At 72.4% G+C, this 20,992-nt stretch carries 20 protein-coding genes and 1 pseudogene; 12 read left to right on the forward strand and 9 right to left on the reverse strand.

Annotated features, from left to right (window positions below):
* Nucleotides 1-15: 15 nt before the first annotated feature.
* Genes MDN94_RS30600 through MDN94_RS30610 form a run of 3 tightly spaced genes read left to right on the forward strand, consistent with a single transcriptional unit; the run spans nt 16 to nt 4,039 of the window.
* Complete coding sequence (locus tag MDN94_RS30600; protein ID WP_482729061.1) at nt 16-2,055, forward strand: putative cobaltochelatase; 2,040 nt, start codon at nt 16-18, stop codon at nt 2,053-2,055.
* A complete protein-coding gene (gene cobO, locus MDN94_RS30605) occupies nt 2,055-2,663 on the forward strand; it encodes a cob(I)yrinic acid a,c-diamide adenosyltransferase (protein WP_053557448.1) in 609 nt (202 codons plus the stop codon). Before MDN94_RS30600 ends, cobO begins: the two co-directional genes overlap by 1 nt.
* Nucleotides 2,657-4,039: a cobyrinic acid a,c-diamide synthase CobB gene (locus MDN94_RS30610; RefSeq protein WP_482729062.1), complete on the forward strand. Its 1,383-nt coding sequence runs from the start codon at nt 2,657-2,659 to the stop codon at nt 4,037-4,039. Before cobO ends, MDN94_RS30610 begins: the two co-directional genes overlap by 7 nt.
* A gap of 41 nt (nt 4,040-4,080) precedes the next feature.
* Here the strand turns inward: MDN94_RS30610 and MDN94_RS30615 are convergent, their stop codons facing one another.
* Nucleotides 4,081-4,800 (reverse strand): ZIP family metal transporter, encoded by a 720-nt coding sequence (locus MDN94_RS30615; protein WP_482729063.1) that lies wholly within the window; start codon nt 4,798-4,800, stop codon nt 4,081-4,083.
* Between the two features lie 330 nt (nt 4,801-5,130).
* Here MDN94_RS30615 and MDN94_RS30620 point away from each other — a divergent pair.
* Together MDN94_RS30620 and cobC are read left to right on the forward strand one after the other, a co-directional pair.
* A pseudogene (locus MDN94_RS30620) lies at nt 5,131-5,523 on the forward strand (cobalamin biosynthesis protein); the annotation flags it as partial.
* A gap of 141 nt (nt 5,524-5,664) precedes the next feature.
* Nucleotides 5,665-6,765 (forward strand): Rv2231c family histidinol phosphate aminotransferase CobC, encoded by a 1,101-nt coding sequence (cobC, locus tag MDN94_RS30625; RefSeq protein WP_482729064.1) that lies wholly within the window; start codon nt 5,665-5,667, stop codon nt 6,763-6,765.
* A gap of 143 nt (nt 6,766-6,908) precedes the next feature.
* On the opposite strand, the gene MDN94_RS30630 is transcribed toward cobC, so the two are convergent.
* A complete protein-coding gene (locus MDN94_RS30630; protein WP_482729065.1) occupies nt 6,909-7,862 on the reverse strand; it encodes an SCO1860 family LAETG-anchored protein in 954 nt (317 codons plus the stop codon).
* A 397-nt stretch (nt 7,863-8,259) separates the two neighbouring features.
* Nucleotides 8,260-9,345 carry an amidohydrolase family protein gene (locus MDN94_RS30635; RefSeq protein ID WP_482729066.1) on the reverse strand — a complete coding sequence of 362 codons (1,086 nt, stop codon included), beginning with the start codon at nt 9,343-9,345 and terminating at the stop codon, nt 8,260-8,262.
* 115 nt (nt 9,346-9,460) lie between these two features.
* Between MDN94_RS30635 and MDN94_RS30640 the strand changes: the two genes are divergently transcribed.
* The 5 genes from MDN94_RS30640 to thpD all read left to right on the forward strand — a co-directional run bounded on the left by MDN94_RS30640 (nt 9,461) and on the right by thpD (nt 14,212).
* Nucleotides 9,461-10,561: a pyridoxal-phosphate-dependent aminotransferase family protein gene (locus MDN94_RS30640; RefSeq protein WP_482729067.1), complete on the forward strand. Its 1,101-nt coding sequence runs from the start codon at nt 9,461-9,463 to the stop codon at nt 10,559-10,561.
* Nucleotides 10,562-10,990: 429 nt separating this feature from the next.
* The gene (ectA, locus tag MDN94_RS30645) at nt 10,991-11,521 is read left to right on the forward strand and encodes a diaminobutyrate acetyltransferase (protein WP_482729068.1); all 531 of its coding nucleotides are present in this window, start codon (nt 10,991-10,993) and stop codon (nt 11,519-11,521) included.
* A gap of 92 nt (nt 11,522-11,613) precedes the next feature.
* Entirely contained in the window at nt 11,614-12,882 is a 1,269-nt protein-coding gene (gene ectB, locus MDN94_RS30650; RefSeq protein WP_482729130.1) for a diaminobutyrate--2-oxoglutarate transaminase, read from the forward strand.
* Between the two features lie 31 nt (nt 12,883-12,913).
* A complete protein-coding gene (locus tag MDN94_RS30655) occupies nt 12,914-13,312 on the forward strand; it encodes an ectoine synthase (RefSeq protein WP_482729069.1) in 399 nt (132 codons plus the stop codon).
* A 3-nt stretch (nt 13,313-13,315) separates the two neighbouring features.
* A complete protein-coding gene (gene thpD / locus MDN94_RS30660; protein WP_482729070.1) occupies nt 13,316-14,212 on the forward strand; it encodes an ectoine hydroxylase in 897 nt (298 codons plus the stop codon).
* Between the two features lie 93 nt (nt 14,213-14,305).
* Here thpD and MDN94_RS30665 read toward each other — a convergent pair whose 3' ends face one another.
* Nucleotides 14,306-15,379 (reverse strand): alkene reductase, encoded by a 1,074-nt coding sequence (locus MDN94_RS30665; RefSeq protein ID WP_482729071.1) that lies wholly within the window; start codon nt 15,377-15,379, stop codon nt 14,306-14,308.
* Between the two features lie 120 nt (nt 15,380-15,499).
* Between MDN94_RS30665 and MDN94_RS30670 the strand changes: the two genes are divergently transcribed.
* On the forward strand, nt 15,500-16,015 hold the full coding sequence (locus tag MDN94_RS30670; RefSeq protein ID WP_482729072.1) for a MarR family winged helix-turn-helix transcriptional regulator: 516 nt from the start codon (nt 15,500-15,502) through the stop codon (nt 16,013-16,015).
* Between the two features lie 170 nt (nt 16,016-16,185).
* Here MDN94_RS30670 and MDN94_RS30675 read toward each other — a convergent pair whose 3' ends face one another.
* From MDN94_RS30675 to MDN94_RS30685, 3 genes are all read right to left on the reverse strand, one after another.
* A complete protein-coding gene (locus MDN94_RS30675) occupies nt 16,186-17,247 on the reverse strand; it encodes an aminotransferase class V-fold PLP-dependent enzyme (RefSeq protein ID WP_482729073.1) in 1,062 nt (353 codons plus the stop codon).
* Nucleotides 17,248-17,317: 70 nt separating this feature from the next.
* Nucleotides 17,318-18,049 carry a DsbA family oxidoreductase gene (locus tag MDN94_RS30680; RefSeq protein WP_482729074.1) on the reverse strand — a complete coding sequence of 244 codons (732 nt, stop codon included), beginning with the start codon at nt 18,047-18,049 and terminating at the stop codon, nt 17,318-17,320.
* Between the two features lie 296 nt (nt 18,050-18,345).
* Nucleotides 18,346-18,828, reverse strand: coding sequence for a GNAT family N-acetyltransferase (locus tag MDN94_RS30685; protein ID WP_482729075.1), 483 nt, complete (start codon nt 18,826-18,828; stop codon nt 18,346-18,348).
* Between the two features lie 162 nt (nt 18,829-18,990).
* Between MDN94_RS30685 and MDN94_RS30690 the strand changes: the two genes are divergently transcribed.
* Nucleotides 18,991-19,494, forward strand: a complete 504-nt coding sequence (locus tag MDN94_RS30690) for a nuclear transport factor 2 family protein (RefSeq protein WP_482729131.1) — start codon at nt 18,991-18,993, stop codon at nt 19,492-19,494.
* Here the strand turns inward: MDN94_RS30690 and MDN94_RS30695 are convergent.
* Nucleotides 19,397-20,005, reverse strand: a complete 609-nt coding sequence (locus MDN94_RS30695) for a DUF1349 domain-containing protein (RefSeq protein WP_482729076.1) — start codon at nt 20,003-20,005, stop codon at nt 19,397-19,399. The genes MDN94_RS30690 and MDN94_RS30695 overlap by 98 nt on opposite strands.
* A 5-nt stretch (nt 20,006-20,010) precedes the next feature.
* Nucleotides 20,011-20,992: aldehyde dehydrogenase family protein (locus tag MDN94_RS30700; protein ID WP_482729077.1), on the reverse strand; the 982-nt coding region annotated here is incomplete at its 5' end.

Below are 20,992 nucleotides of genomic sequence, written 5' to 3' on the forward strand. Positions count from 1 at the left end.
AGGAGTGATCAGGCGATGAGCACCCCCTATCCGTTCACCGCGGTCGTCGGGATGGACGACCTGCGGCTGGCCCTGCTGCTCAACGCGGTCAGTCCGGCGGTCGGCGGCGTGCTCGTGCGCGGCGAGAAGGGGACCGCCAAGTCGACCGCCGTGCGGGCGCTCGCTTCCCTCATGCCGGACGTCGACGTGGTCGCGGGATGCCGGTTCTCCTGCGCCCCCGCGGCCCCGGACCCGGCGTGTCCAGACGGCCCGCACGAGGCGGGGCCGGGGGTGGCACGGCCGACGCGCATGGTGGAACTGCCCGTCGGCGCTTCCGAGGACCGGCTCGTCGGGGCGCTAGACATCGAGCGGGCGCTCGCCGAGGGAGTGAAGGCGTTCGAGCCCGGTCTGCTCGCGGACGCGCACCGGGGGCTGCTGTACGTCGACGAGGTCAACCTGCTGCACGACCACCTCGTCGACCTGTTGCTGGACGCCGCCGCCATGGGCGCTTCGTACGTCGAGCGTGAAGGCGTCTCCGTACGGCACGCCTCCCGCTTCCTGCTCGTCGGGACCATGAACCCCGAGGAGGGCGAGCTGCGGCCGCAGCTGCTCGACCGCTTCGGGCTCACCGTGGAGGTCGCGGCCTCCCGCGACCCCGACCAGCGGGTGGAGGTCGTACGGCGCAGGCTCGCGTACGACGACGACCCCGGCGGTTTCGCGGCGCGCTGGGCCGGTGAGGAGGAGGCACTGCGCGGGCGGATCGTGGCGGCGCGGGAGCTGCTGCCGCGCGTGGTGCTGGGTGACGTGGCGTTGCGTCAGATCGCCGCTACCTGCGCGGCGTTCGAGGTGGACGGTATGCGTGCCGACATCGTGATGGCCCGTACGGCGACCGCGCTGGCCGCGTGGGCCGGGCGGGACGAGGTCGTGGAGGAGGACGTCCGGCAGGCCGCGCTGCTGGCGCTGCCGCACCGCAGGCGGCGCAACCCCTTCGACGCGCCCGGCCTGGACGAGAGCAAACTGGACGAGACGCTGGACGAGTTCGGCGGGCACGACGGGCCGGACGGGGACCCGGACCCGAACGATCCGGATCCCGGTCCGGAGGGCGGGCCCGACGGCGGAGGCGGCGGGGTGCCGCCGCAGCGCGGCGGACCGGACAGCGGTGAGGCGGCCGGGTCCGCGCCGGAGGCCGGTCAGGCACCGGAAGTGGCGCCGGGCGCGGGTGCCGAACAACAGCCCGCGCGCGCCACGGAGCCCTTCCGTACCAAGATGCTCAGCGTGCCCGGCCTGGGCGAGGGCGCGGCGGGACGCAGGTCGCGGGCGCGTACCGAGCACGGCCGTACCACCGGCGCACGACGGCCCCAGGGCGCGCTCACCAAGCTGCACCTGACGGCCACCGTGCAAGCGGCCGCTCCGCACCAGCGCGCCCGCGGGCGCAGCGGTCCCGGGCTGGTGGTCCGCCGGGACGACATGCGACAGGCGACCCGCGAGGGGCGTGAGGGGAACCTCGTGCTGTTCGTGGTCGACGCGTCCGGTTCGATGGCGGCCAGGAAGCGGATGGGCGCCGTCAAGGGCGCGGTGCTGTCGCTGCTGCTCGACGCGTACCAGCGGCGCGACAAGGTGGGGCTGATCACTTTCCGCGGCAAGGGCGCGGAGCTGGCGCTGCCGCCCACGTCCTCGGTGGACGCGGCGGCGGCCCGGCTGGAGTCCCTGCCGACGGGTGGCCGTACACCGCTGGCACAGGGACTGCTCAAGGCGCACGACGTGCTACGCATCGAGCGGCTGCGTGATCCGTCGCGCCGTCCGCTGATGGTCGTGGTAACCGATGGACGGGCCACTGCCACAGGGTCCGGGGACGCGTTCACGCCGGCCCTGCGCGCCGCACGTCTGCACTCCGCGGAGAAAACCGCGGCCGTCGTCGTGGACTGTGAGGCCGGGCCGGTGCGGCTCGGCCTGGCCGGCACACTCGCGCGGGAGCTGGGCGGCAGCGCCGTCACTCTCGACGAGCTGCGGGCCGAATCGATCGCCGGGCTCGTCAAGGACGTCCGGGACGTATCCGCCACAAGGAGGGCCGCGTAATGCCGCAGGGACAGCCGTCCGTCGTACCGGACGACGGACTCACCACCCGCCAGCGCCGCAACCGCCCGCTGGTGTTCGTGCACACGGGCATCGGCAAGGGCAAGTCGACGGCCGCCTTCGGGCTGGCGCTGCGGGCCTGGAACCAGGGCTGGCCGGTCGGGGTGTTCCAGTTCGTCAAGTCGGCGAAGTGGAAGGTCGGAGAGGAGAACGCGCTCAAGGTGCTGGGCGCGAGCGGCGAGGGCGGCACGGTGGCCTGGCACAAGATGGGCGAGGGCTGGTCGTGGATCCAGCGCGCCCCCGCGGAGGGCGAGCAGTCCAACGAGGACAAGGCCCGTGAGGGCTGGGAGCAGGTCAAGCGGGACCTCGCCGCCGAGACGCACAAGCTGTACGTGCTCGACGAGTTCGCCTACCCGCTGCACTGGGGCTGGATCGACACCGACGAGGTGATCGAGGTGCTGCGCGGGCGGCCCGGCACCCAGCATGTGGTGATCACCGGCCGCAACGCGCCCCAGAAGCTGATCGACTTCGCCGACCTGGTCACCGACATGTCGAAGGTCAAGCACCCGATGGACGCGGGTCAGAAGGGCCAGCGGGGCATCGAGTGGTAGCACGTCTCGTCATCGCCGCGCCGTCCTCCGGCGCGGGCAAGACCACTGTCGCGACGGGCCTGATGGCCGCGTTCACGGCGGCCGGTCTCACGGTCTCGCCGCACAAGGTGGGCCCTGACTACATCGACCCCGGCTATCACGCGCTGGCCACCGGCCGACCGGGCCGCAACCTCGACGCGTACCTGTGCGGCACGGAGCTGGTCGCCCCGCTGTTCCGGCACGGTGCCGACGGCTGCGAACTCGCCGTCGTCGAGGGCGTGATGGGGCTGTACGACGGAGCCGCCGACCAGGGCGAGCTGGCCTCGACCGCGCAGGTCGCGAAACTGCTGCGCGCCCCCGTGGTGCTGGTGGTGGACGCGTCGTCGCAGTCCCGGTCGGTGGCGGCGCTGGTGCACGGGTTCGCGTCGTGGGACCCGGAGGTACGGATCGGCGGGGTGATCCTCAACAAGGTCGCCACCGACCGGCACGAGCACCTGCTGCGGGAGGCCCTCGGCGGTTCGGGCGTGCCGGTGCTCGGCGTGCTGCGGCGGGCGGCCGAGGTGGCGACGCCGTCGCGTCACCTGGGCCTGGTACCGGTCGCCGAACGGCAGGCGGAGGCGGTGGACGCGGTGGCGTCGATGGCCGAGCAGGTGCGGGCCGGGTGCGATCTCGACGGGCTGCTGGCGCTGGCGCGCAGCGCGCCCCCGTTGCACGCGCAGGCATGGGAGCCCGCGTTCGAGGCAGGGCCGCCCGCCGCGGGCGCGGTCGCGTCCACCGCAGCGGGCGCCGGGGCCGTGCGGCCGGTCGTGGCGGTCGCCGGCGGCGCCGCGTTCACGTTCTCGTACGCGGAGCATGTGGAACTTCTGCGGGCCGCCGGGGCCGAGGTCGTGGCCTTCGACCCGCTCCGCGACGAACAACTCCCCGAAGGGACCAGCGGTGTCGTCATCGGCGGCGGCTTTCCGGAGGTGTACGCGCCCGAGCTGTCCGCGAACGAGCCGCTGCGCAAGGCGGTAGCCGAACTGGCGCGCTCGGGCGCGCCGGTCGCGGCCGAGTGCGCGGGGCTGCTCTATCTGGCCAGGTCCCTGGACGGCAGGCCCATGTGCGGTGTGCTGGACGCCGACGCGCGCATGTCGGGCCGGCTGACCCTCGGCTACCGGGAGGCCGTCGCGGTGAGCGACAGCCCTCTCGCGGCGGCGGGAACGCGGTTGCGGGGCCACGAGTTCCATCGCACGTTGCTGGAGCCGGGCGCGGGGCCGGTGCCCGCGTGGGGCATGGTGCGGCCGGAGCGTCGGGTCGAGGGCTTCGTGCAGGGCGGCGTGCACGCCAGCTACTTGCACACGCACTGGGCGTCCCGGCCGGAGGTGGCCGCCCGGTTCGTGGCGGCGTGCGGCACATGAGCGGAGGAAGACCCAGGGAGGCGACGGCTTCCTTCACGGTGTCACTCGGCGACGCCGACGACCAGCCAGATGAAGCCCACTCCCCCGATGGTGCACAACAGGGTGGAGCGGGCCGGGTGTTCGTGGTGCGCCTCGGGCAGGATCTCGGCGGCGGCCAGGTACAGCAGCGCACCGCCGAAGAAGCCGAGGTAGCTGCCGAGAAGATCCTCAGGAAGAGTGAACAGCACGGTCGACGCCGCGCCGACGACGGGGGCTGCCGCGTCGGCGAGGAGCATCATGTTCGCCCTGCGGCGGGTGTTCCCGTACAGGCTGGTGATCGTGTACGTGTTGAACCCGTCGGCGAAGTCGTGGGTGACGACGGCGAGCGCCACGGCGGCACCCATCCCGCCGCCGACCTGGAACGCGACGCCGAGCGCGACGCCGTCCATCAAGCTGTGGGCGACCATCGCCGCGGCCGCCGTCAGACCCACCTGTGGCACGCGGTGGTCCGCCCCGTGCGCCGCCTGCCTTACGGCCAGCAGCCGTTCGACCATGTGCGCGGTGAGGAAGCCGCCGACGAACAGCAGCAGGGCCTGCGGCACGCCCAGCACCGGTCCGCCCGCGGCCTCCAGCGCCTCCGGCAGCAGTTCGAGACCGACGACGCCGAGCATCAGCCCGCCGGCGAGGCCCAGTACGAGGTGGCGGCGGTCGGTGACGCGACCGGCCGTCCAGCCGCCGAAAAGCGTCATCAGGAACGCGCCGAGCGCGACGATCACCGCCATGCGCCCTTGCTAGCCGATCCCGGGGCGCTCCCGCACATCGCTGTGCGTCCGGTTCACCCGGTTGACGGGGCGTCGGCCACGGTCGGAAGGGCCGCCTGCCGCCGACAGGGAAGCCGCCTCGTGAGCGACGTCGTGGGCGGGACGCGGGGCGGCACGGTGGCCGGTCCGACGCCGGACTCCCCGACCGGGCCTGCGGACTGTGCGAGGGCGAGGTCCGTGACCGGTACGACGGCAAGGTCTGCGACGGGGTCGGCAGACGGCACGACGGCAAGGCCCCTGACCGGTACGACGGCAAGCTCGGCGACGGGGCAGGCGACCGGCCACGACGCCCGGCCCAGGGGCCTGGTCGTCGGTGTCGGTGCGTCGCGCGGTGTGCCGTCCGACGAGGTGCACGGCCTGGTCGAGGAGGCGCTGCGCGACGCGGGGCTGCCGGCGGCCGACGTGGTGGCCTTGGCGACCGTCGACACGAAAGCGGCGGAACCCGGCGTGCTGGGCGCCGCGGAGCGCCTGGGTGTTCCGCTGTGGACGTACGGCGCGGAGCGTTTGGCGCGGGTTCCCGTGGAGAACCCGTCCCGCGCCGCACTGCGTGCGGTGGGGACGCCGTCGGTCGCGGAGGCCGCGGCGCTGGCGGAGGGCGGCGAACTGCTGGTCCCCAAACGGCGGTCAGCACCGCCGGGCCGGCCTGCCGGTGCGACGTGCGCGATCGCCCGCCTGGGGTCGCGGACGCCCTCGACCACTGCCGTGACGCGGCCGCAGAGGACATGATGTCCGTGCGTTTGTTCACCTCCGTTCGATCCCTCATTGTTCGCCCCCACACCGAGGAGACTTCCGTGACCAGTTCTCCCCCACCACGGCACGGCAGCCATGTACAGGCACGCTGAGCACCCCGAGCGCCCGGAGGATCCGGAGCAGCGTTCCGGCGGGCACGATCTGCGGCACCACGGCGACGCGGAGGTACGGGACGGCGCGGCGGGTCTGATCGACCTCGCCGTCAACGTCCGTACCGGCACGCCTCCGAGCTGGCTGCGCGAGCGCGTCGCGGCTTCGCTGGGCTCGCTCGCGGCCTATCCGGACGGCCGGGCCGCCCGTACCGCCGTCGCCCGCAGGCACGGGCTGCCGGAGGACCACGTCCTGCTGACGGCGGGCGCGGCGGAGGCGTTCGTGCTGTTGGCGCGGGCCCTTCCGGTGCGGCGGCCCCTTGTGGTGCACCCGCAGTTCACGGAGCCGGAGGCGGCGCTGCGCGACGCCGGCCACGCCGTGGAGCGGCTGCTGCTGCGGGAGGAGGACGGCTTCCGGCTCGACCCGAAGTCAGTTCCGGACGAGGCTGACATGGTCGTCGTCGGCAACCCGACCAATCCGACGTCCGTGCTGCACGCCGCGGAGGACATAGCCCTGCTGGCCCGCCCCGGGCGTCTTCTCGTGGTGGACGAGGCGTTCATGGACGCGGTGCCGGGCGAACGCGAGGCGCTGGCGGGTCGGACGGACGTGCCCGGCCTCGTGGTGCTGCGCAGCCTCACCAAGACGTGGGGACTCGCGGGCCTGCGGATCGGCTACGTGCTGGCGGAGCCGCGGACGATCGCGGCACTGGAGCGGGCGCAGCCGCTGTGGCCGGTGTCGACGCCGGCGCTGGTCGCGGCGGAGGCGTGCATGGGCCCGGCGGCGCTGGCGGAGGCGGAGGCGGCATCGCTGCGGATCGCCGCGGACCGTGCCCATCTGCTGGCGGGGCTGGCCGAGTTCGAGGAGGTCCGGGCGGTGGAGGCGGCCGAGGGGCCGTTCGTCCTCGTACGGGTGCGGCGTGCCGCGCAGGTGCGGCAGCAACTGCGGCGGCTCGGTTTCGCGGCCAGGCGCGGGGACACGTTCCCGGGCCTGGACGACGAGTGGCTGCGGCTCGCGGTGCGCGACCGCATCACGACGAACCGTTTCCTCCAGGCCCTCGACCAGGCGCTGACGATGGTCGGCCACTAAGGGGATCCGGGGGCAGAGGCGGTTGCGCTCCCGAGCACTCGGCCCCCGGTGGCGGGCACACCGGGCGCTGCCCGGGGACGGAGGCGGTTGCGGCCGGGCCCCTCTCCCCTCCTCGAGGGGCCCGCGGCCGCCGTGGCCGGGCGTCAGCCCTTGGAGCGGCGACGGCCGATGAAGGTCGCCGCGGCACCGGCGGCGAGCAGGACGGCCGCGCCGCCCGCGAGGTACGGCGTCGTGGAACTGCCGCCGGTCGCCGCCAGGTTGTCCTCACCCGGCTGCGCGCCGGACTGGGCGGAGATGCCCTCGGAGGGCTTCTCGTCGGTCGGCTCGTCGTCAACGGGGGGCGTCGGCTCGGCCGGCTTCGCGGTCCCGCCCGACGTCGCGCCGGGCGCCTCGCAGGTCGCCTCCGCGAGGGTGACCTCGCCGTCGACCTCGGCGACGTTCAGCTCCAGCGGGTTGAGGGCGACCTTCAGCTGGAGGGCCGTCGCGGCGGCCGTACGGGACGTGGTGCGGGTCTTGGACAGCTCGAGGGTCACCTCGCCCACGCCCGGCACCTCGACGCGCGTCGGGCCGCCCGTGCTGAGTGTGACCTTCTTGCCGAGGACCCTCACCTTGCCCAGCAGGTTCGACTCGGCGACGGGCTGCCGGCCCGTCTCGCAGATGGCCTTCGACGTGACCTGCTCGACCTCGATCAGCGACAGCAGCGGTAGGCCGGGCACGTGCACCCTGGCGTTGGCGAGGGTGCTGCCGGCCTCGGCCCTGCCGCTCTCCACCGTGGCCTTCGCGGTCGCCACGTCCGCACGCAGCACCTGGACCTGCCCGTCCTTCCCCACGCCGTCCAACTCGACGCTCAGCGCGGTCTTCTCGGCGCTGCCGGGCGCCCGGACCTCGTTGAGCGTCGTCCTGAGCGGCACATGGACGGTCTTGTCGAGCAGGGAGACGTCCAGGCCGGTACGGAGCACGACCGCGGTGGCGCTTCCCTCACCGCCGCCGGTGGCGTGGGCAGGGCCGGCGAGCGCGACCGGCGTGGCGGCCAGAGCGACGGCGGCGGTCACCGCGGCGGCCTTGCGTGCGGGCATGCGGAAGGTGTTGCTGTTCAAGGTGGTGGAACCCCCACGGAGACATGAGGTCGCCTGCCGCCCCACGGGGACACGTGGACGGCGGCGACCGGGACACCGAAATCTTTACGCACGAAGAGTGAACTGACAGATGCCTGCGGGCGGTTCACTCGAAAGTGGGGGTCTTGGAAAGTTTCATGCCTGCGCACCCTGTCCGCCTTCAGCATCGCGCATCAGGCAGTCGTCTCCACGGCCCTTGTCCCACCTCACGGAGGGCAAACCACGCGCAGCCGGCAGTGCCCGCGGAGGGCAGACACGTGGTGATGTCGGAGGCGGCGACACCGGCTCCGATCGTCTCGGCACCGCACTGCGTCAGAAGGCCGCGCGGTGGCGCAGTCGGACATCAACCCCGAGCCGGGCGACGCTCGTCACCCGTCCCTCAGTCGATGATCCGCCCGTCGAGCACGATCCGGCGCGGCGCCGCGAGCACCCGCACATCGGCCCGCGGGTCCTCTTCGTACACCACCAGGTCGGCCGGGGCGCCCTCTTCCAGCGCAGGACGGCCCAGCCAGCTCCTGGCTCCCCATGTGGTCGCCGACAGTGCTTCCAGCGGCGGGATGCCCGCCTTCACCAGCTCGGCGACCTCCTCGGCCACCAGCCCGTGCGCGAGCGAACCGCCGGCGTCCGTGCCGACGAAGACCGGCACGCCCGCGTCGTAGGCCGCACGCACGGTGTCGTAGCGGCGCTCGTACAGCCGGCGCATATGGGCGGACCACTGGGGGAACTTGGACTCCCCGCCCGCGGCGAGGGCGGGGAAGGTGGCGATGTTGACCAGGGTCGGGACGATGGCGACACCACGCTCCGCGAACAGCGGGATCGTCTCCTCCGTGAGCCCGGTCGCGTGCTCGATGCAGTCGATGCCGGCCTCGACGAGGTCACGCAGCGAGTCCTCCGCGAAACAGTGCGCCGTCACCCGGGCACCCAGCCGGTGGGCCTCCGCTATGGCCGCCTCCACCGCCCCGCGCGGCCAGCAGGCGGTGAGGTCGCCTGCGTCTCGGTCGATCCAGTCACCGACGAGCTTGACCCAGCCGTCGCCGCGCCGGGCCTCCCGCGCGACGTACGCCACCAGGTCCTCGGGCTCGATCTCGTGCGCGTAGTTGCGGATGTAGCGGCGGGTGCGCGCGATGTGCCGGCCCGCCCGGATGATCTTCGGCAGGTCCTCGCGCTCGTCGATCCAGCGGGTGTCGGAGGGGGATCCGGCGTCGCGGATCAGCAGTGTGCCCGCCTCACGGTCGGTGAGGGCCTGCTTCTCGCTGGTCGCGGCGTCGACCGGGCCGTGGTGGTCGAGACCGACGTGGCAGTGGGCGTCGACCAGCCCGGGCAGCGCCCAGCCGTGCACGGTGACCGCCTCGGCGCGGGGACGTTCGAAGGTGATCCGGCCGTCGACCGCCCACAGTTCGTCCCGCACCTCCTCGGGCCCGACGAGCACCCGCCCCTTCACATGCAGCACCGTGTGATCGCTCATGCCAGGAACTGTACGAGGCCGTCGGTACTCTCGAGCGAGAGCCCGAACACTGTCCGAACACCGTCCGGCCCCGGTGGGAACGCCGTCCGGACCGATGAGAGAACCGAGCACCGCCGTGACACACCCGCTGCTGGACCTCGCCCCGCTGACCGCCGCGCACTTCGCGTCCATCGAGCGCCGGGTCGCGACGCTGCTCGGCACCGAGCAGGACGTGGTCGTGATGCAGGGCGAGGCCCTGCTGCCCCTGGAGGGCTGCATCCGCGGCGGCGCGCACCCCGGGTCGACGGCGCTGAACGTGGTCACGGGCCCTTACGGCCAGACCTTCGGCAACTGGCTGCGCGACTGCGGCGCCGATGTCGTGGACCTCGAGGTGCCCTTCCACACGGCGGTGAGCGCCGAGCAGGTGGCGCGGGCGCTGGCCGAGCACCCGGAGATCGACTTCGTCTCTCTGGTGCACGCCGAGGCGGCGACGGGCAACACCAACCCCGTCGCCGAGATCGGCGAGGTCGTACGGGCGCACGGCGCGCTGTTCATGCTGGACGCGGTCGCGTCCGTGGCCGCCGAGCCCCTGCTCCCCGACGCCTGGGGCGTGGACCTGTGCGTGATCGGCGCGCAGAAGGCGATGGGCGGCCCGGCAGGCGTCTCCGCCGTGTCGGTGAGCGAGCGGGCGTGGGAGCGCATCGCCGCCAACCCGACCGCGCCCCGCGGCTCGTACCTGTCGCTGCTCGACTGGAAGCAGCGCTGGATCGACGGCGGGCGCAAGGCCCTGCTGCACGCGCCCGCGCAACTGGAGATGCTGGCGCTCGAGGCGTGCCTCGAGCGGATCGGGTCGGAGGGCCTGGAAGCGGTGACGGCCCGGCATGCGGCGGCCGCCGCGGCCACCCGCGCGGGAGCGCTGGCGCTCGGCGGAGGCATCGCCCCCTACGTACTCGAGGCACGGCACGCCGCCCCGGTGGCGACCACGCTGCGCGCCCCGGCCGGGGTGGACGCCCGGGACCTGGTGGCGAAGGCGCTCGCCGCCGACCCGTCGCTGCCGGTGATGACCGGTGGCGGTCCGCTGGCCTCGGAGATGATCCGGATCAACCACTACGGAGTGGACGCGACCCGTGGCGTGGTGCAGTCGTCGCTCGCGGCGCTGGGCGGCGCGCTGGCCGAGCACGGCCGGGCGGTCGATCTCGAGGGCGCGCGCCGGGCGGCCGGCGAGAGCTGGGACTGAGAGCCGAGTGGCCCCGCTCGCGCGGGGCCTTCGCCCGCGGCGCGCCTCCGCGGCCGCTCCAGGGGCAGGATTCTCACATCGGCTCCCGGTGCCCCGCATTCGTCCGCCTAAACTCACCGAACTAAAGTGGAGAGCAAATTCGCATTCACTCCGGTAAATAGCTCCCCGCATTCTGCTGCCCCCGATCGGGACCGTTAAACGTAGGGATTCGTATCGTTTTCGGGGTCGATTCAGGCATGTGTCAACCGGGTTGCTGCCATGTGACAGACACCACAGGGTGGTTGATATGCCCGGATATTTCCGGGCATATACGCGCGATCGCTCGACGAGTTGGAGCGAGCTCGCGCCCGCGCGATAACACAACGGCCCTCGGCACCCAACCCCCTGGCCCGATGCAATTCGCGAATTTGCTGGGTAAATTGAATCGACATGACCGCCGCACAAGAAGACCTTGTACGAGCCCGAGACGAATTCCTTGAGATCGACACCCCACGAGTGGAGGACGGAGCCGCGATCTGGCGCATCGCCCGCGACTCCGAGGTCCTGGACCTCAACTCCTCGTACAGCTACCTGCTGTGGTGTCGCGACTTCGCGGCCACCTCCGTCGTGGCCCGCGGCCGTGACGGCGAGCCCATCGCCTTCGTCACCGGATACGTACGCCCCGACCGCCCGGAGGCGCTCGTCGTCTGGCAGGTGGCCGTCGACCGTGCGCACCGGGGCCGGGGGCTGGCCGGCGTCCTGCTGGACGCGCTGACCGCCAAGGTCACCGGCGGACACGGGGTCCGCGAGATAGAGACGACCATCACCCCGGACAACACCGCCTCCGACGCCGTCTTCACCTCCTACGCCAAGCGCCACGGAGCATCCCTCAGCCGCGAGGTCCTCTTCGACGGTGCGCTGTTCCCCGAGGAGACGCACCAGCCGGAAGTGCTGTACCGCATCGGCCCCGTCGCCGCGTGACCGCTGCCGTGCGCCCGGTGCCCGCACGGCACCGCGCGCGCACCGCGTCATCCCTGACCTCTCGCGCCCACCCCACCCCCATGGAGTTCGCTGTGACCATCACCCCGCCCGCCCTGAGCGTCTTCGAGACCCTCGAGTCCGAGGTGCGCAGCTACTGCCGCGGCTGGCCCGCCGTGTTCGACCGCGCCCAGGGCAGCCACCTCCACGACGAGGACGGCCACACCTACCTCGACTTCTTCGCCGGCGCAGGCTCGCTGAACTACGGGCACAACAACCCGGTCCTGAAACGCGCCCTGATCGACTACATCGAGCGCGACGGCATCACCCACGGCCTGGACATGGCCACCACCGCCAAGCGCGCGTTCCTCGAGTCGTTCCAGAACGTGATCCTTCGGCCGCGTGACCTGCCCTACAAGGTCATGTTCCCGGGGCCGACGGGCACCAACGCGGTCGAGGCCGCGCTGAAGCTCGCCCGCAAGGTGAAGGGCCGCGAGTCCGTCGTCTCGTTCACCAACGCCTTCCACGGCATGTCGCTCGGCTCACTCGCCGTCACCGGCAACGCCTTCAAGCGGGCCGGCGCCGGCATCCCGCTGGTGCACGGCACCCCGATGCCGTTCGACAACTACTTCGACGGCCAGGTCCCCGACTTCCTCTGGTTCGAGCGGCTGCTCGAGGACCAGGGTTCGGGCCTCAACAAGCCCGCCGCCGTGATCGTCGAAACGGTCCAGGGCGAGGGCGGCATCAACGTGGCCCGCGCCGAGTGGCTGCGCGCGCTGCAGGACCTGTGCCACCGCCAGGACATGCTGCTGATCGTCGACGACATCCAGATGGGCTGCGGCCGCACCGGCGGCTTCTTCTCCTTCGAGGAGGCCGGCATCGTCCCGGACATCGTCACCGTCTCGAAGTCCATCAGCGGCTACGGCCTGCCCCTGGCGCTCACCCTGTTCAAGCCCGAACTGGACATCTGGGAGCCGGGCGAGCACAACGGCACGTTCCGCGGCAACAACCCGGCGTTCGTGACCGCCGCCGCGGCGCTCAACACCTACTGGGCCGACGGGCAGATGGAGAAGCAGACCATCGCCCGCGGCGAGCAGGTCGAGCGGGCGCTGCTCGCCATCGTCGACGAGATGGGCGGCGAGGGCGTCAGCTTCCGCGGCCGCGGCCTGGTCTGGGGCATGGAGTTCGAGGACAAGGCGCGTGCGTCCGCCGTCTGCGCCCGCGCCTTCGAGCTCGGAATGCTGCTGGAGACGTCCGGGCCTGAGAGCGAGGTCGTGAAGCTGCTGCCGCCGCTGACGATCTCCGCCGACGAGCTGGACGAGGGCCTGCGCATCCTGGCCCGCTCCGTCCGAGAGACCGCCTGACCACCCGTACAACCGAGAGGTACGAACCACCGTGATCGTCCGATCGTTCAAGGACATCGAGAACACCGAGCGCCATGTGAAGTCCGCTTCCGGCACCTGGGAGAGCAAGCGCATCGTGCTCGCCAAGGAGAAGGCCGGCTTCTCGCTCCACGAAACCGTGCTCTACGCGGGTACGGAGACGTCGATGTGGTACGCGAACCACATCGAGGCCGTGCTCTGCGTCGAGGGTGAGGCCGAACTGACCAACGACGAGACGGGCGAGACCCACTGGATCGAGCCCGGCACGATGTATCTGCTGGACGGGCACGAGAAGCACACCATGCGCCCCAAGACGGACTTCCGTTGCGTCTGCGTCTTCAATCCCCCCGTCACCGGACGGGAGGACCACGACGAGAACGGCGTCTACCCGCTGCTGACCGAGGAGGGCTGAGAAATGACCACCGCACCCGCACGCACCGACCTGTACCCGACCCGTGGCGCCAGTGAGGTGCTCACCCCCCGCAAGGACCCGGTCGTCTGGTCGGCACCCGGCGCCCCCGGACCGATCGCCACGGCGGACCTCATGGGGTTCGAGCGGGACGGCTTCCTCACCGTCGACCAGCTGATCAGGGACGACGAGGTCGCCGTCTACCGCTCCGAACTGGAGCGGCTGATCAGCGACCCGGCGGTGCGCGCCGACGAGCGCTCGATCATCGAGCCCAAGTCGCAGGACGTGCGGTCGGTCTTCGAGGTCCACAAGATCAGCGAGCTGTTCGCCGCACTGGTGCGCGACGAGCGGGTGGTGGGCAGAGCCCGGCAGATCCTCGGCTCCGACGTGTACGTCCACCAGTCCCGGATCAACGTGAAGCCCGGCTTCGGCGCTTCCGGCTTCTACTGGCACTCGGACTTCGAGACGTGGCACGCGGAGGACGGCCTGCCGAACATGCGCACCGTCTCCGTCTCCATCGCGCTGACCGAGAACTTCGACACCAACGGCGGCCTGATGATCATGCCGGGGTCGCACAAGACGTTCCTCGGATGCGCGGGCGAGACGCCGAAGGACAACTACAAGAGGTCGCTTCAGATGCAGGACGCCGGCACACCGTCCGACGAGGCGCTGACGCGCTTCGCGGACGACCACGGCATCCGGCTGTTCACCGGCCGGGCCGGGTCGGCGACCTGGTTCGACTGCAACTGCATGCACGGCTCCGGCGACAACATCACGCCGTACCCGCGCAGCAACGTCTTCATCGTGTTCAACAGCGTGGAGAACACGGCGGTCGAGCCGTTCGCGGCGCCGGTGCCGCGGCCCGACTTCATCGGGGCGCGGGACTTCACTCCGGTGCGGTGACCGCACGGAACACGCGCGGGCGGGCCGGACTCCCTCGGGAGTCCGGCCCGCCCGCGTCCGCGTCGGCGCGGATGCTCGGCCTCGACCGGCAGGTCAGCCGGTCAGCGCCGGGTAGTCGATGAAGCCCCTGTCGTCGCCGCCGAAGAACGACGCCGGGTTCGGGGTGTTGTACGGGCCGCCGGCCTCGAGGCGGGCCGGGAGGTCCGGGTTGGCCAGGAACATAGCGCCGTACGAGATCACGTCGGCGAGGCCGTCCTCGACCAGGGTGAGGGCCTCGGGGCCGGTCGGCCCGTCGGTCGCCGGGTTGAGGACGAGCGTCCCGGAGAACTGCTTGCGCAGCGTCTGGGTGAGTTCCCGCCCTCCGGGGACGGCCTCCGTGATGTGCAGGTAGCCGAGGTCGAGCGGCTCGAGCCGCTGGACGAGCGCGGTGTAGACGGCCTCCGAGTCCGTCTCCTCGATGCCGTTGTACGGATTGAACGGCGAGATCCGCAGGGCGGTGCGCTCGGCGCCGATCGCGGCGGCGACCGCCTCCGTCACGTCGACGGCGAACCGGATGCGGTTCTCCACGGACCCGCCCCACTCGTCGGTGCGGCGGTTGCTGTTGGGCGCGAGGAACTGGTGGATGAGATACCCGTTCGCACCGTGCAGCTCGACGCCGTCGAAGCCCGCCTCGATCGCGTTGCGCGCGGCGGACACGAAGTCATCGATGGTCGCCCGGATCTCTTGCGTGGTCAGTTCCCTGGGGGCGACGAAGTCCTTGGGGCCCTCGTGCGTGTAGACCTGCCCCTGCGCGGCGACGGCGGACACGCCCACCGGGACGAGCCCGTCCGGCAGCAGCACGGGGTGGCCGATCCGGCCGGCGTGCATCAGCTGGGCGAAGATCGTGCCGCCCTCGCGGTGCACGGCGTCGGTGACCTCGCGCCAGGCGGTGACCTGCTCGGCGCTGTGCAGCCCCGGGGTGTCCGGGTAGCCCTGGCCGACCACGGAGGGCTGGGTGCCCTCCGTGATGATCAGGCCGGCTGAGGCGCGCTGCCGGTAGTACTCGACTACGGAAGGCGTCGGCGTGAGGCCGGGGCCGTAGGCGCGACTGCGGGTCATCGGCGCCATGGCGATGCGGTTGCGCAGGTGCTTGCCGGCGAGCTGGATCGGGTCGAATGCGGTGGTCACGGTGAGCTCCCCAAAAATATGTGGTCGGCCAAGTAATCGACTGCGACGCCACTGTAGCGCATTCATTGGCCGACCAAGGTAATATTCTGGAAGCAATGAGAACCGGCCAAGGAGAGCACCATGTCCACAGCAGAGGAGGCACAGGGCGACCCTGCGTGCACCGGACCGCTGCCGCACGCCGCCAGCAGCGGCCCCGTGAGCCACGCCGTCTCGCGGGTGGCGCGGCTCCACCGCATCGCCGCGGGCAAGCTGCTCAAGGGGCTGGGCCTCTATCCGGGCCAGGAGTTCGTGATGATGCGCCTGTGGGACGCCGGGCCGGTGCGCCAGTCGGAGCTCATCAGGGCGGCCGACCTCGATCCGTCGACCGTGACCAAGATGCTCCAGCGCCTGGAGCAGTCCGGCCACGTCCGCCGATGCCCCGACCCGGACGACCGCCGGGCGGTCCTCGTGGAGGCGACGGAGCGGAGCTGCGCGCTCCTGTCGGAGGTGTCGGAAGCCTGGGCGAAGCTGGAGGAGCACACGCTCCGCGGACTGGACGAGGACGACCGGCGGGAGCTGGCGCGCCTGCTGTCCATGGTCGAGGCCAACCTGTGCACGGAGACGGCCGACTGTCCGGAACGCCGCGGCGGGGGCTGACCCCCGCTCGAGCGGCGACCCGCCTTCGCCCGTGCGCTGCCGCCCGGAGCGGCGCCCCGCCCGGCCGGCAGTGGGCCGAGCGGGCGGGGCGTTCGAGACCCTCCGGGCGAGCCGGCCGGCCGCCCCGCGTCCGACGCCGCGGCCGGATCCTCGGATCGCCCACGCAGGACCTAACCGGAGAGGCGGTCCAACACCCGTTCCACGTCGGCGGGCGAGTTGTAGAGGTGGAACGAGGCACGCAGATTGCCCGCGCGCTCGGACAGCAGGATCCCGGCCCCGGCCAGCTCGCCGGCGCGGTGGCCGAGGCCGGGCACGGCCACGATCGCCGAGTCGGCGGGCACCGGCTCGTGGCCCAGCTCCACGAGACCGGCCCTGAACCGCCGTGCCAGCGCGGTGTCGTGCGCCCGGACCGCGTCGATGCCGATCTCCTCCAGCAGGGCGAGTGACTGCTCGGCGCCGTGGTACGAGAGGAAGGCCGGCGGCTCGTCGTAGCGGCGGGCCGAGGTGGCGGTCTCCTCGATCGGGCCGTACGTCGTCTCCCACAGCCGTTCGGCGGCGAAGGTGCCCGCGTGCAGGGGCGGCAGCGCCTCCTGCGCATCCTCCGACACGGTCAGGAAGGACACCCCGCGCGGGCAGAGCAGGAACTTGAAGCCGCCGGTGACCGTATAGTCCCAGTCCCCCGCCGTCAGCGGCTGCCAGCCGGCCGACTGGCTGGCGTCGAGGAGTGTACGGGCGCCGTGCGCCGTGGCGGCGGCGCGCACGGCCGCCGTGTCGGCGACCCGGCCGTCGGCGGACTGCACCGACGAGAACGCGACGAGCGCGGTGCCGGGGCGGACCGCGGCGGCCAGCCCCTCCAGCGGCGCGAAGCGCGTCTTGAGGTCGCCTCTCACGGTGAACGGCGTGATCACGGAGGCGTATTCGCCTTCAGGGAACAGCACTTCGGAGCCCGGCGCCAGCGAAGCCGCGATCAGCCCCACATGGACGGAGACCGAGCCGCCGACGGCCACCCTCTCGTGAGGCACGGCGGCGATGCGGGCGAAGGACTCCCGGGCGGCGGTGACGGCCGAGAAGTCCCCCGCGCCGCCCGGCCGTCCGTCGGCCAGCTCGTGCGCCAGCGCCGCCACCGCACGGACCGTACGGCGCGGGAGCAGCCCGCAGCTCGAGGTGTTCAGGTACGTCGTCGTGGGCGCGAACTCGCCACGGGCCGTGGGCTCCAGGATCTGCGTCTCCATGGGATCACCCTGCGGTCCCGTGCCCTGCGGGTCAATCACGCCTTGCTGGACGAAACCGTTCAGCGGGGCTTCACGAAGCCGGCTGGGCGGCGTCGGCCGCCGCGGGGACCTCGCAGGCGCCGTCGGCGTCGCAGATGACCGCGTCCGCGTCGGGGGGCGTGACCTCCCGCCCCTGCCAGGCCTGTTCCAGCGCCTGCGTGAACAGCTCGGCGGGCTGCCCGCCCGACACCCCGTATCGCCGGTCGAACACGAAGAACGGCACGCCGGTGGCGCCCAGCTCCGCCGCCTCCCGCTCGTCGGCGCGTACGTCGTCGGCGTAGGCGCTCACATCCGCGAGGACCCGGCGTGCCTCCTGCTCGTCGAGGCCCGCCTCCACCGCGAGCGCCACCAGCACGGCCGGGTCGAAGACGGACCGCTCCTGCGCGAAGTTCGCCCGGTAGGCGAGAGTGAGCAGTTCGTCCTGGCGGCCGCGGGCCTTGGCGAGATGCAGCAGCCGATGGATGTCGAAGGTGCTGCCGTGGTCGCGGCCCTCGACGCGGTACTCCAGCCCTTCGGTGCGGGCGTTCGACGCAACGTGCTCCTCCATGGCAAGCGCCTCCTCGCGGGTGCGGCCGTACTTCTTCGCGAGCATGTCGACGACCGGAGCGGTGTCGCCCCGCTCGCGGCCGGGGTCGAGTTCGAAGGAGCGGTGCACGACCTCGACCTCGTCACGGTGCGCGAAGGCGTCGAGTCCCTTCTCGAAACGGACCTTGCCGATGTAGCACCAGGGACAGGCGATGTCGGACCAGATCTCGACGCGCATGCTTCTTCATCACTCCAGGTTCGTGCCGGCCGGCGGCGCCGGGCGGGTCGGACAGGACGGACGGGCCGGACGGGCCGGGGCGCTCCGCAGGCACCTCAACAGGGGACGGGCCCGTCCCATTCCTTGGGATGCCGCTGAGGCCCCACGGGGCGGGTGGCCGGTCGAGCCCCTCCGGTCAGCGGTTCACCGTCGGCGGGCGATGAGGACGGCAGGACCGGTCGGGCAGGAGCCTGCCTTGCCGTCGCGGCCGCGACGGCAAGGCAGGTGCCCCAGGACCACGGCAGCTTCGGCTCGGGTCACTGCCCGCGCTCGGCCGCCGGCACCGTGAAGCGCAGGACCAGGTGGTTCCCGGCGAGCGGCTCGTCGGGGTCCGGGTACCAGCCGTGGTGGGTGTAGAAGGCCTGGGCCCGCTTGTTCTCCTGGAACACCTCGAGGCGGGCCTCCGGCACGCCCGCGCGCCGCCATGCCTCGACGCAGGCGGCGTGGAGCTCGGTCCCGACACCGGCGCGCCGGCGCGCGGGGGCGACGTGGAGCTGGGAGAGCGTCATGACGCCTTCCACCTCACCGAAGGCGGCCGTGCCGGCGACGACACCGTCCCGCACCGCGCACAGCACCCTGCCCTGCCTGATCGCCCTCTCCCAGCCGGCCCGGGTGCGGGCACGCTCGGCCGGGCCGTCGAAATCCTCCTCGGGGATGTGGCCCCGGTAGTAGGTGGCACGCGCCTCTGCGTGCAGGACGGCTATGGCGTCGAGGTCCGCGAGCGTGGCAGTTCTGATCATGTGCCGGGGGACGCGACTGCGGGCGGGCGCGGTTGCAGATCCCTACCCGAAGTGCCCGGGCTCCCTTGACCTCGACCGCGGTTGAGCGTGAACGCTCACGGCATGACCACCCATCAGGATCACATCGGGATCAGCCTGCTCGTCACCCGTTTCTTCCGGGCCATGGACGAGCGGGCATTCCCGGCGGGCTGGGCACGCGGCTGTCTGACCGACGACACGCGCATGGTCACCCCCGTCGGGGTGTTCGAGGGCGCCGAGGCCGTGCGCGGCACGGAGAAGGCTCTCAAGAGGTTCGCCCGCACCCAGCACATTGCCTCCGACCTGCTGACCGACGTCGACGCAGGGCGGGACACGGCCAGGGCGTCCTGGAACGCGCTGATGGTCCACATGCACCCCGAGGGTGAGGATCCGCTGTTTCACCGTCGGCGGTCGCTACGAGGCCGGACTTCGCCGGACCGAAGAGGGCTGGCGCTTTTGCCGGATGGCGGTCGCGGCCGTCTGGACGACGGGACGACCGCCGGTGCTGACACCGGCGTGAGACGCCCGGGGAAGGGGCGCCTCCCGGGCGTCAGGAGCCGTCCCGCAGCCCTTCCGGCCAGCTGTCGCGGTACTCGATGCGGTCGAAGGAGACCACACAGCCCTCGCCCACGGGGGACTGGGCCATGAAGCCGACCAGTGCCGCGCCGGCCCGGTCCTCGTCGCCGAGCGTGAAGATGCGGACGAAGGTCCACTGCTCGCCATCGGTGGAGGCATGGAATGCGAACGCCTTCCCCGTGCGGCTGATGCGCAGCCAGACGCTGTCACCGTCGACGACGAACGAGTTGGCGTCGTCGGAGTGGCCGCGGGTGACGACCGTGCAGACCGTCGGCCTGTCCGGCGACAGCTCCAGGCAGAGCTTCGCCCACTCCTGCTCGGTGACGTGCAGGTAGAGCACGGCCGCGTCGAAGGCCGCGGCGAATCCGGCCTTGACGCGGGCGATCAGCTGGAAGTCGCCCTCCGGCGCGCCGAGCAGGCGGGGCGCGTCGGAGGCCGGTTCCAGGGCATGGCCGGTCGGCGGGACGAAACGGTCCTGGCGCGGGCCGGCCCAGGCGGTCAGCACACCGTCGTCGTAGGACCAGTCGGCCTCGGGCCCGTATGCCCGTAGGGGATAGGGGAGGTCGGGCAGCTTCAGTTCCATGCGGGTCAGTGTTGCAGGCGGCCGTTCACGCGCCGGGGAAGTCCGAGCGGGTTGTCGTCGCGCAGCTCCGGCGGGAGCAGCGCGTGGGGTGTGGTCTGGTAGGTGACCGGGCGGAGCCAGCGTTCGATGGCGGTGGCGCCGACGGAGGTGGAGGTGGAGGTGGTGGCCGGATAGGGGCCGCCGTGGTGCTGGGCCGGGGCGACGGCGACACCGGTGGGCCAGCCGTTGACCAGCACCCGGCCCGCCAGCTGCGTCAGCCGGGCCAGCAGCTCACCGGCCCGCCCCTCCCCCTCGCTCTCGGCCTCCGACAGGTGCACCGTCGCGGTCAGGTTCCCCGGCAGACGCCCCAGCACCGCATCCACCTCGCCCGGACCGCGGTAACGGGCCACCACCGTGACCGGCCCGAAACACTCCTCCAACAGCACATCATGCGCACCCTCCCCGGCCAGGCGGGCGGCCGGCACGGTCAAGAACCCCGCCCGCACCCCCCGCTCGCCCTCCGCGCCCGGCACCACCGGACACTCCACCCCCGCCAGCCCGGCCCGCTCGGCCACCCCGGCCACAAAACTGTCCCGCATCCGCCCGTCCAGCAGCACCCCCGCATCCGCCCGCGCCACCCCACTCGCCAACGCCTCCACCAACCGGTCCCCCTCCACCGACGCCGGCACCAGCACCAGCCCCGGCTTCACACAGAACTGCCCCACGCCCAACGTCATCGACCCCGCAAGCCCCGCACCGATCTCCTCCGCCCGCTCCACCGCCGCCGCCTCCGTGACCACCACCGGATTGAGCGACCCCAATTCCCCGTGGAACGGAATCGGCACCGGCCGCGCCGCCGCCGCGTCGAACAACGCCCGCCCACCCCGCACCGACCCGGTGAACCCCGCCACCGCCACCAACAGATCTCCCACCCTCTTCCCTCCCCCCCCCTTACACGCCACCACCACCCCTGCCCCACTCCCCGGCACATGCCTACCCCGCCGTACA

It is taken from the genome of Streptomyces sp. WAC00040, from assembly GCF_056835925.1.

Bases quoted from the DNA above. Each gene is read 5' to 3' on its own strand.
- MDN94_RS30600 (WP_482729061.1), top strand. From the start codon at position 16: ATGAGCACCCCCTATCCGTTCACCGCGGTCGTCGGGATGGACGACCTG.
- cobO (WP_053557448.1), top strand. From the start codon at position 2,055: ATGCCGCAGGGACAGCCGTCCGTCGTACCGGACGACGGACTCACCACC.
- MDN94_RS30615 (WP_482729063.1), bottom strand. From the start codon at position 4,800: ATGGCGGTGATCGTCGCGCTCGGCGCGTTCCTGATGACGCTTTTCGGC.
- cobC (WP_482729064.1), top strand. From the start codon at position 5,665: ATGTACAGGCACGCTGAGCACCCCGAGCGCCCGGAGGATCCGGAGCAG.
- MDN94_RS30635 (WP_482729066.1), bottom strand. From the start codon at position 9,345: ATGAGCGATCACACGGTGCTGCATGTGAAGGGGCGGGTGCTCGTCGGG.
- ectA (WP_482729068.1), top strand. From the start codon at position 10,991: ATGACCGCCGCACAAGAAGACCTTGTACGAGCCCGAGACGAATTCCTT.
- thpD (WP_482729070.1), top strand. From the start codon at position 13,316: ATGACCACCGCACCCGCACGCACCGACCTGTACCCGACCCGTGGCGCC.
- MDN94_RS30670 (WP_482729072.1), top strand. From the start codon at position 15,500: ATGTCCACAGCAGAGGAGGCACAGGGCGACCCTGCGTGCACCGGACCG.
- MDN94_RS30675 (WP_482729073.1), bottom strand. From the start codon at position 17,247: ATGGAGACGCAGATCCTGGAGCCCACGGCCCGTGGCGAGTTCGCGCCC.
- MDN94_RS30680 (WP_482729074.1), bottom strand. From the start codon at position 18,049: ATGCGCGTCGAGATCTGGTCCGACATCGCCTGTCCCTGGTGCTACATC.
- MDN94_RS30685 (WP_482729075.1), bottom strand. From the start codon at position 18,828: ATGATCAGAACTGCCACGCTCGCGGACCTCGACGCCATAGCCGTCCTG.
- MDN94_RS30690 (WP_482729131.1), top strand. From the start codon at position 18,991: ATGGACGAGCGGGCATTCCCGGCGGGCTGGGCACGCGGCTGTCTGACC.
- MDN94_RS30695 (WP_482729076.1), bottom strand. From the start codon at position 20,005: ATGGAACTGAAGCTGCCCGACCTCCCCTATCCCCTACGGGCATACGGG.